The organism is Faecalibacterium sp. An122 (genome assembly GCF_002160895.1).
Lineage (GTDB): Bacteria > Bacillota > Clostridia > Oscillospirales > Ruminococcaceae > Faecalibacterium.
In genome coordinates, this window is the sequence record NZ_NFLL01000030.1 from 20892 (window position 1) to 29710 (window position 8819).

Genomic DNA, 8819 nt, shown 5'->3' on the forward strand with positions numbered 1-8819 from the left:
AGGTTGGGCGGAATTACTTGGCGTATTCCACAGCGCGGCTCTCGCGGATGACATTGACCTTGATCTGGCCGGGATAATCCAGGCTCTCCTCGATCTTGTGGGCAATGGTCCGGGCCAGCAGGATGACCTGGTCGTCCCCAATGACGTCGGGCTTGACCATAATCCGCACTTCGCGGCCTGCCTGGACGGCAAAGGCCTGCTCCACGCCCTCGAAGCCGGAGGCAATCTCCTCCAGATTCTCCAGACGGCGGACGTAGCTCTCCACGTTCTCGCGGCGGGCGCCGGGCCGGGCGGCGCTGATGGCGTCGGCGGCCTGGACGATGAAGGCCAGGGCGGTCTTGGGCTCCACGTCGCCGTGGTGTGCCTCAACCGCATGGATGACCTGGGGATTCTCCTTGTACTTGCGGCAGATATCCACGCCGATCTGGACGTGGCTGCCCTCGATCTCGTGATCCAGAGCCTTGCCGATGTCATGCAGCAGGCCGGCGCGGCGGGCCATGGTCACATTCAGGCCCAGCTCGCTGGCCAGCAGGCCGGCCAGCCATGCCACTTCCATGCTGTGGGTCAGGGCGTTCTGGCCAAAGCTGGTGCGGTACTTCAGACGGCCGATCAGCTTCACCAGGTCGGGGTGCAGGCCATGGATACCCAGCTCCATGACGGCGCGCTCGCCCTCTTTCTTCATCTGGATCTCCAGCTCGCGGCGGCACTTCTCCACCGTCTCCTCGATGCGGGCCGGATGGATACGGCCGTCGCCGATGAGGCGTTCCAGGGTCATGCGGGCCACCTCGCGGCGGGTCTGGTCAAAGGAGGACAGGGTGATGGCCTCGGGGGTGTCGTCGATGATGAGATCCACGCCGGTGGCGGTCTCCAGGGCCCGGATGTTCCGGCCCTCGCGGCCGATGATCCGGCCCTTCATCTCGTCGCTGGGCAGGGGCACCACCGTGACGGTGGTCTCGCTGGAATGGTCGGCGGCGCAGCGGCTGATGGCCTGGGCGATCATGTTGCGGGCGATGTTCTCGCAGTCGTCCTTCAGGTCCGACTCATAGGTGGCCACGCGCAGAGCCTTCTCGTGGGTCAGCTCCTCGTCCACCTTGTTCAGCAGCACTTCCCGGGCGTCGGCCTGGCTCAGGCCGGCCAGCATCTCCAGCCGCTCCATCTGCTTGGCACGCAGCTCGTCGGCCTCGGCCAGGTGTGCCTCGGCCTCCGCCATCCGCTTCTTGACCTCTTCTTCCCGCTTTTCCAGGGCTTCGGTCTTTTTGTCCAGGGCGTTTTCCTTCTGGTCGATCCGGTTCTCCTGGCGGCTGATCTCAGCGCGGCGCTGTTTGATCTCCCGGTCGGCCTCGGCCTTCTGGGCATCGACGTCCGCCTTCATCCGAAAGACTTCGTCCTTTGCTTCCAGAATGGCCTCTTTTTTCTTCTGGGTGGCTGTCTTGATCGCCTCGTTGACCAGTCGGGTTGCCTCGGCCTCTGCACTGCCGATCTGGGCCTCAGCGGTCTTTTTGCGGTAGTTGAAACCGCCAAAAAAGCCCGCTGCAATGCCGACAGCAAGTGCAACGAGGGCGATCACGACAGTGATGATGATCGTGGTCGCTTCCATTGTTTCGTTCTCCTCAAATGCATAAATAGTTTGCGGAGATGCTGCGGCAGCGCGCGGGCATAAACCTTTTATCTATAAGTGAGCCTTTGATCAAAAAAGACAACAAAACCGCGCACAGGAACAAGACCGGCGCACGGGTCGGCGGCTTCCAAGTTACAGTTTCAAGCTTATAAATAGAAACGAGCGTTGGACCGCTCGGTTTGTCTGTGGGCAGCGCCCCTGCAAGCAGCATCTGTGGGGTGCACCGAAACCGTGGACGGCGCCGCAGCCCCCTGCCCGACGGCAGGACAGCCCACAGCGCCCGAATCACTGGAAGATACACCCCTGGGACAGCGCCGCAGCCTCCCGCTCCGACGTCGGGCTCAGCCGCTCGCTGCCCTTCCAAAGGAGTTTCGGGCTGGTCAGGCAGCCTGGAACCCCGTTGTTTCTACTATTTATTAGTTTACGAAACATCCATCCGCTTGTCAAGTGGAAGGAGGCGAAACCATGCAGGATTTTTTTGCCGGATTGTATCCCAGCCCCAAAACCCGGCCCAAAGCCCTTTGGGCCGGTTGCAATCCGGCCCCGGAATGTGTATATTTATACCAAGATAAGGCCGCCGCCCCAGAAGGAGATAAAAGAGCAATGGATAAGACAAACGAACTTTATCAGGCATATGTACAGATTCTGAAAGAGGAGCTGATCCCGGCCATGGGCTGCACCGAGCCCATCGCCATCGCCTACGCCGCCGCCAAGGCCCGGGAGGTGCTGGGCTGCCTGCCCGAGGCCATGGACATCGGGGTCAGCAACAACATCATCAAGAACGTCAAGAGCGTCATCGTCCCCAACACCGACGGCATGAAGGGCATCGAGGCCGCCGCGGCCGCCGGCGTGGTGGCGGGCCAGGCCGGCAAGGCTCTGGAAGTCATTTCAGAGGTCAGTGCCCAGCAGAAAGACCAGATGCGGCAGTTCCTGCAGCAGGTGCCGGTCACGGTGCATCCGGTGGACAACGGGATTATTTTTGACATCATCATCCGTCTGACCAGCGGCAGCCAGTCGGCCGCAGTGCGGATCAGCCAGTACCACACCAACATCGTGTACATTGAAAAGGACGGCCAGGTCCTGCTGGACAACACCGACGCCGGGGCCAAAGCCACCTGCGGCGGGGACAATCCCGCCGAGAGCGGCCTCACCGACAAGAACCTGCTGACCATTGCCGACATCCTGGACTTTGCCAATTCCTGCGATCTGGCCGACATCCGGCCGGTGCTGGACACCCAGATTCAGTACAACACCCAGATTTCGGAGGAGGGCCTGCTGGGAGACTACGGCGCCAACATCGGCTCCACCATGCTCAAGTTCTACGGCGACAACGTCCGCAACCGTGCCATTGCCAAGGCGGCCGCCGGTTCGGACGCCCGGATGAGCGGCTGTGAGCTGCCGGTGGTCATCAACTCGGGCAGCGGCAACCAGGGCATCACGGTATCGGTGCCGGTCATTGAGTACGCCAAGGCCCTGGCGGTTCCCAAGGACAAGCTGTACCGGGCTCTGGCGGTCTCCAATCTGATCGCCATTCACGAAAAGAGCGGCATCGGCCGGCTGTCGGCCTACTGCGGCGCCGTCAGCGCCGGCTGTGCGGCGGGCTGCGGCATCGCCTACCTCCAGGGTGCGGACTACGAAGCCATCGCCCACACCCTGGTGAACTCTCTGGCCATTGTGTCGGGTATCATCTGCGACGGCGCCAAGCCCAGCTGCGCCGCCAAGATTGCCTCCAGCGTGGAGGCCGGCATCATGGGCTATCACATGTACCTGAACGGCCAGCAGTTCCTGGCGGGCGACGGCATTGTCACCAAGGGCGTGGAGAACACCATCCGCAACGTCAGCCAGCTGGGCCGCGAAGGCATGCGGGAGACCGACAAGGAAATCGTCAAGATCATGATGCAGGACCGCTGAGGCCCGCAGAAAGGACACACCGGTATGGAAATACGCACCGCGCGCCCCGATGACCTGGAGGCGGTGAGCTGCATCGAGGCGGAATGCTTCCCGCCGGCAGAGGCCGCCGGTCCGGCCAGCCTGGCCGGCCGTCTGGCGGTCTACCCCAACCACTTTTGGGTCCTGATGGACGGGAACACCATGGTGGGCTTTGTGAACGGGATGGTCACCGACACCCCCGACCTGGAGGACGCCATGTACGACGACCCCGCCCTGCACAACGAGGCCGGGGCCTGGCAGATGATTTTCGGGGTGGACACCCGGCCGGCTTACCGCCGCCGGGGCTGTGCCGCCGCCCTGCTGAACCATGCCATCGGCGAAGCCCGCGCCCAGGGCCGCCGGGGCCTGGTCCTCACCTGCAAGGACCGTCTGGTCCACTACTACGCCAAATTCGGCTTTGTCAGCGAGGGCATCTCCCAGTCCACCCACGGGGACGTGGTGTGGTACCAGATGCGCCTGACCTTCTGAATCTGCCAGCCGGCTGCCTGCTCCCTGTTATCGGGGCGGACGGCCGGTTTTTTGTCTGGCCGCAGCAATCCAAGTCTGTGGGCAAAAAGAAAAAGCGTTGAATCTACGATTCAACGCTTTTTCCTTGGTGCGCTCGTGGGAACTCAAATCCCAGGCCCTCTGATTAAAAGGACTTAACGAGCAACATTCGTCGATTCTCCGATTTTTGTATTGGCGTTATTTTATTCGATTTTACGTTATTTTTGACATTTTTGTTCTCTGCATATTTTGCATATAGCGCATCCTTTGCATCGATCATCTATCTGTTTCAATGTGCAAATTATGTGCAAAAATGTGCAGAGGGCTTATATGGACAAATATTACACCGGTTCTCCGGCAGGGTTTGAGATAGACAGAACGGCCGCTCGTCACGCAAACAAAGCGTGGCAAGCGGTCGTTGTTTTATTTCTTGACAAACTGATAGACTCCATACTTGGGGGACTCGATCACCTCTAGTTTACGGAGTTTCCGTAGTGCTGCTGTAGCAGCAGCCGCTTTAACGCCAAAAATATCAGCCACATTGCTGGAATGGAACGTATACCCGTAACCATAGCGCCGGAAGAGTTCCGCCACCTTATCCCTGGTAGCGCTGGAAATCGGCAGATTTTTCAGACTTGTTCTGAATGCCTCCTGCTCAACTTCTTTCAGCGTCCTCGGCTGTGAGGTTACTAAATCTTCAGGGGAGGTTGCTAAACTTTGCCCCGAGGTCGCTAAACTTTCCAAGTTGGTCGCTAAATCTTGGGCTGCGGTTGCTACATCATCCAGTGAGGTTTGCGCCGGATTTGCCACACTCCGGTTGGGGAGCGTAACCAGGAAGATGTCGGAATCTGAGTAGAAGCTCGGCTTTTGAGCGACTTCGGCATAGGAGTTGAGAATCCGGTCGATGCCGCTGCCTCGCCGCTCCATGAGGTTCAGCCTTGAAAACACATCCGAGATGATCTGGTTCCGGCGCATGGAGGGAATGTGATGGAGGTCCATGTCCTGAATGCGCTGACCGTTCATCATACCACCCGGCGAAAAAATCTCCAGGCGGTCATCAAAGATATCTACATGAATCTCGGAACCCAAAATCTGATAGTCACGGTGGATCAGCGCATTGACCAAAACTTCGCGGACCGCTTTGTACGGATAATCGCTGCGCTCTTCCCGCCGCATCCCCCGGATGCTCCAGGGGTTCTTGCTGTTGTTTCGGATGCAGTCCTCGGCGTTTTGCAGCAGCGTAATCAGGCTGGCAAGTTACCGGCAAATTAAAATCTCTTATCTACCCCACTGAATTTTCAGAAAATCGACGGTTTTACATCGTTATTTGTCGATTCCCGGTGTCTCTATGCTATCCGCAGCAAGTTGCCGGCAAGTTAGATTACGCCCAGAACGGCACATACTTCATATAGCGAGGAGCAGTTGTGGGATCAAGCGGTTTGATACAATTCTGGTTCACTGCCTCTTTGATCAGTCTTGAAATGCTGCCAGCGGAAGAGCTTTTAAGCCCAAAACGTTCACGAAGCGATGTGTTCGTTAGTTGTTCCCCTTGCACTTGCAGGATACATGCATGAAGATAACAAGCCCAAATTTTATCCTCGGGTGCTATGCTGGAAAAAGGCATCTCAGAATACAACGTCACCCGGGTACTATCTTCAAACAGCTGAATTCTTGGTGCCGGAAGTTGCTGCAACTCACAGGATATAGTGATCTTATCCCACCCAGTTCCGAGCTCTTCGCACATCCTAAGTCGGCGCATCAACGCTGCCAGCTTCTCATTTCGAGAACGTGGCGGATTATCAATAATACGTGCTACCTCTACCAAAGGTGTACCAGGATTTGTGATTTCAATTCGGTTTTGGAAAACCTCAACAACCGGTCCCGTTCCAGTAATTGAAAAATCCTGATGTATAAGTGCATTTGCTACAGCTTCACGAATGGCTAAAATGGGGTATGCTGTTTTTTGTTCACGAATTGCCCCGCTAATAACTTCTTCTGTTGGAATCAACGCTTGGAGGTATTTCATCAATCCTTCGAATCCCACCACATAGCCTTTTCCGCCAATATCCTCTTTGAGCATATTCAACCGATTATTCCCACTGTATTGAACTACTCGGATTGCTTTGCGAGAAATCCGAGGAAAATCTGAAAAGCGCTTGGCAAACAAAATAGCTCCAAGATTTGTAATGGAATACAATCCATCGTCTTGCCGGACTAAGATCATTTCCTCCAGCATATAGTGGGCGACTTTATCTGCTTCTACTGGTTGAGGAATGCCTGTAATATCAAAATAAATCCCATAATCAAGCAGTCGGAGCGCTTCACTCAATTCCAAATCTGATCTGGCATAGCGTTCTTCAAATTTAGAATTTCGGATTCTATCCCATACCTGTGCTTGCAAAACCGGGTAGTCATTCAACCTTTTTGTGTAGCTCCCAACTCTAATATAGTCAACCTTCTCAAACGTCACAGTTTGATTGGTTGCTCTATATATTATGAGCAATCCAACTGTCTTATCATCCATTGGCACCGAATGAAACTCAAAGTCAGCATTTCTTGACAAAAGCGACCGAAGCCAGTTTTCAAGTTCCTGATTTCCTTTTTTCAGTGTTTGGAGATTATACTCAGTGCCAACGATCTCATGTGTTGTATCATCAATTCCCCAGAGCATATATGCGCAGTTTTTCTCATACAGCGCCGCGCTGTTTGCCAATGCACTGATGTCCTCGCCAATCATATTGGGAGTATAATTATTGTGCTTAAATTCGATCCACTGCGTTTCATTTGGATACTTCCGCAACTCATTGATTAATCTTTCAAAATTTGCCAAATTTAGCCTCCATTTCTGATTTGTCTAAATCCATATAGATTATGTCGATATACCCGGTATGTCAGCTACGATAGCTGTTGAATTCTCTAAAGACACCAAACATAGATCATTTGAATTCGCATATCTAAAATCCCAGTCAGGCAACAAAAACAAGTTGGACTCTTCGTCTGGAATATCTTTACTCCTGTTCTCGTCTGCATTTCGTTTCAAATAATTCATTTCGAGCAGATATAATGCCCCCAAAATATAAAGTGCATTTTTTTGACAAGCAACACTTTTATTGTTTGCTCGATCATGCTTAACACTTGTGAAAGCTTTCCACCACGGCAGAGGTTTTTGATTGTTTTTTGACGCGCATACTTGCCATGTTTTGTACGGATAGAATTTTATATTTGCAGATCGAACTTCTACGATTTGTTTTGCAATATCAGGATAAATCTTTTTGATACATTCCCGATAACCAATGATGTTTAATTTTTTTGGGCGTTTTCCCATGTGATTGCTCAACTCAGAAGCGCAGTATACCTTGAAAAAGGAGTCCAATTCGGCACCAATCATTTGTATCAAAGCTGCATACTCGTTAGAATATGTTCCAAAATTCTCTTTTGCCAGCTCTACATAGTTGAGGGTATGTATGAATTTTTCTTCGAGCAACAGGTAGTAGGCCCAATAATTGCGCAAAAATTCTTCACGTTGCATTCTTTACACCTCCTGCCTTGATATTAGGTGCTTTTCTTCTCCACCAGTGCCTAATACATTTCCATCAATATTGCCGCACAGGACGACTCAGTTGTCCCCCGCACCGGCATTCCATAGGCCTGCATGACGGTGCGGTCGTTGTTCTGGTGGGCCTTGCGCAGCTCCGGCGGCATGGTCGGTTCGTCGTAAAGGTCTGCCAGGCTGCTGCCCGGGTACAGCACCCGCGCATCTACAATGGCCTGGGCTGTCTGTGATGTTTTTCTCCTCTATGCGAATTGATCTCTTTGTACTTTCTAAGTATAAATTATAGCACAGACCAGATTCGTTGTCAGGCGGACTTTTGCTTTTGTACATCTTCACCAATCATGCGCTGAGTTCTTTGTCAATCCGGCAACGCCTACCCGTGGATTTTCCAGACAGGCTTCATCCAACTTCTCAAAAAGCAGACTTTTTTCTTCGACAAAATCCGAATTTTTTCACCAAACAAAAATTTCTATTCTACCCAACGTGTTGGGGTCTTTTTTGTTGGCTCTTACAAATCATTCGACAAATCGTTGACTTTCGATTTTATCCATGCTACCCTGTATCACAAATCCGATCACTTCACTTACATAAAGCCTGTATTCGATTTTATCTTCCGCCCCGCAGCCACACCGAACCATTTTGCCGCCATTCATCTACGACAAAATCCTTTGGCCCCTGCGAGGCGGATTTTTATTTTTCTAAAAGACTTGCAGCCGCTTGACGATCACCGGCTCGCAATTCTTTACACCGCACCTTGAAAACTGCATCAGCCGTCCGGATTGGATACAGCGCCATGACCCCGCAGAGCTGCGGGCGAGCCTGATAACGCCGCTGCAAAACAGGGGCAGGAACTTGATCCGGGGAGAACGGCGAACACACAAGCAGGAGACATCTCGATTCACATTTGCACTCCCGGCTTTCAAAACCGAATTTGTTTTTTATTTGGATTTTCAAAACTTACGGAAAAAGCGGAAAGCAAGTATCGACCCGTGGCCACAATTTCACAAATTGAAATTGCGTCCCACGCTCCGTTCGTACTTGTTGGGGAGTGCCTTCCCCAAACCCTGCTCATATTTCGCGCTCTGCGCGTTCTTCGGCTGCGCCGTCTTTGTCTACATAGCTCCAAGGAGGAGCTACTCAAACGACAAGGAGGTACAATGACCAAGCCTAGCATTCGTTCGACTAGCCACAAACCCCAGCACAGCGGATCGC

6 protein-coding genes and 1 pseudogene are annotated in these 8819 nt (G+C 53.4%); 2 read left to right on the plus strand and 5 right to left on the minus strand.

Annotated features, from left to right (window positions below):
* Positions 1-13: 13 nt before the first annotated feature.
* On the minus strand, positions 14-1597 hold the full coding sequence (rny, locus tag B5E67_RS13190) for a ribonuclease Y (protein WP_087247604.1): 1584 nt from the start codon (positions 1595-1597) through the stop codon (positions 14-16).
* A gap of 624 nt (positions 1598-2221) precedes the next feature.
* Between rny and B5E67_RS13195 the strand changes: the two genes are divergently transcribed.
* Together B5E67_RS13195 and B5E67_RS13200 are read left to right on the plus strand one after the other, a co-directional pair.
* A complete protein-coding gene (locus tag B5E67_RS13195; protein WP_087247602.1) occupies positions 2222-3529 on the plus strand; it encodes an L-serine ammonia-lyase, iron-sulfur-dependent, subunit alpha in 1308 nt (435 codons plus the stop codon).
* A 24-nt stretch (positions 3530-3553) separates the two neighbouring features.
* On the plus strand, positions 3554-4036 hold the full coding sequence (locus tag B5E67_RS13200; protein WP_087385636.1) for a GNAT family N-acetyltransferase: 483 nt from the start codon (positions 3554-3556) through the stop codon (positions 4034-4036).
* 441 nt (positions 4037-4477) lie between these two features.
* On the opposite strand, the gene B5E67_RS13205 is transcribed toward B5E67_RS13200, so the two are convergent.
* The 4 genes and pseudogenes from B5E67_RS13205 to B5E67_RS13220 all read right to left on the minus strand — a co-directional run.
* Positions 4478-5230, minus strand: a complete 753-nt coding sequence (locus B5E67_RS13205) for an ATP-binding protein (RefSeq protein WP_087385637.1) — start codon at positions 5228-5230, stop codon at positions 4478-4480.
* A 205-nt stretch (positions 5231-5435) separates the two neighbouring features.
* The gene (locus B5E67_RS13210; RefSeq protein WP_087385638.1) at positions 5436-6884 is read right to left on the minus strand and encodes an ATP-binding protein; all 1449 of its coding nucleotides are present in this window, start codon (positions 6882-6884) and stop codon (positions 5436-5438) included.
* A gap of 39 nt (positions 6885-6923) precedes the next feature.
* Positions 6924-7583: a hypothetical protein gene (locus tag B5E67_RS13215; RefSeq protein ID WP_087385639.1), complete on the minus strand. Its 660-nt coding sequence runs from the start codon at positions 7581-7583 to the stop codon at positions 6924-6926.
* A 50-nt stretch (positions 7584-7633) separates the two neighbouring features.
* Positions 7634-7831 (minus strand): annotated as a pseudogene (locus tag B5E67_RS13220) (type IIL restriction-modification enzyme MmeI); the annotation flags it as partial.
* Positions 7832-8819 lie beyond the last annotated feature (988 nt).

Coding starts and splice junctions, on each gene's coding strand:
- rny (WP_087247604.1), bottom strand. CDS start 1,597: ATGGAAGCGACCACGATCATCATCACTGTCGTGATCGCCCTCGTTGCA.
- B5E67_RS13195 (WP_087247602.1), top strand. CDS start 2,222: ATGGATAAGACAAACGAACTTTATCAGGCATATGTACAGATTCTGAAA.
- B5E67_RS13200 (WP_087385636.1), top strand. CDS start 3,554: ATGGAAATACGCACCGCGCGCCCCGATGACCTGGAGGCGGTGAGCTGC.
- B5E67_RS13205 (WP_087385637.1), bottom strand. CDS start 5,230: ATGCGGCGGGAAGAGCGCAGCGATTATCCGTACAAAGCGGTCCGCGAA.
- B5E67_RS13215 (WP_087385639.1), bottom strand. CDS start 7,583: ATGCAACGTGAAGAATTTTTGCGCAATTATTGGGCCTACTACCTGTTG.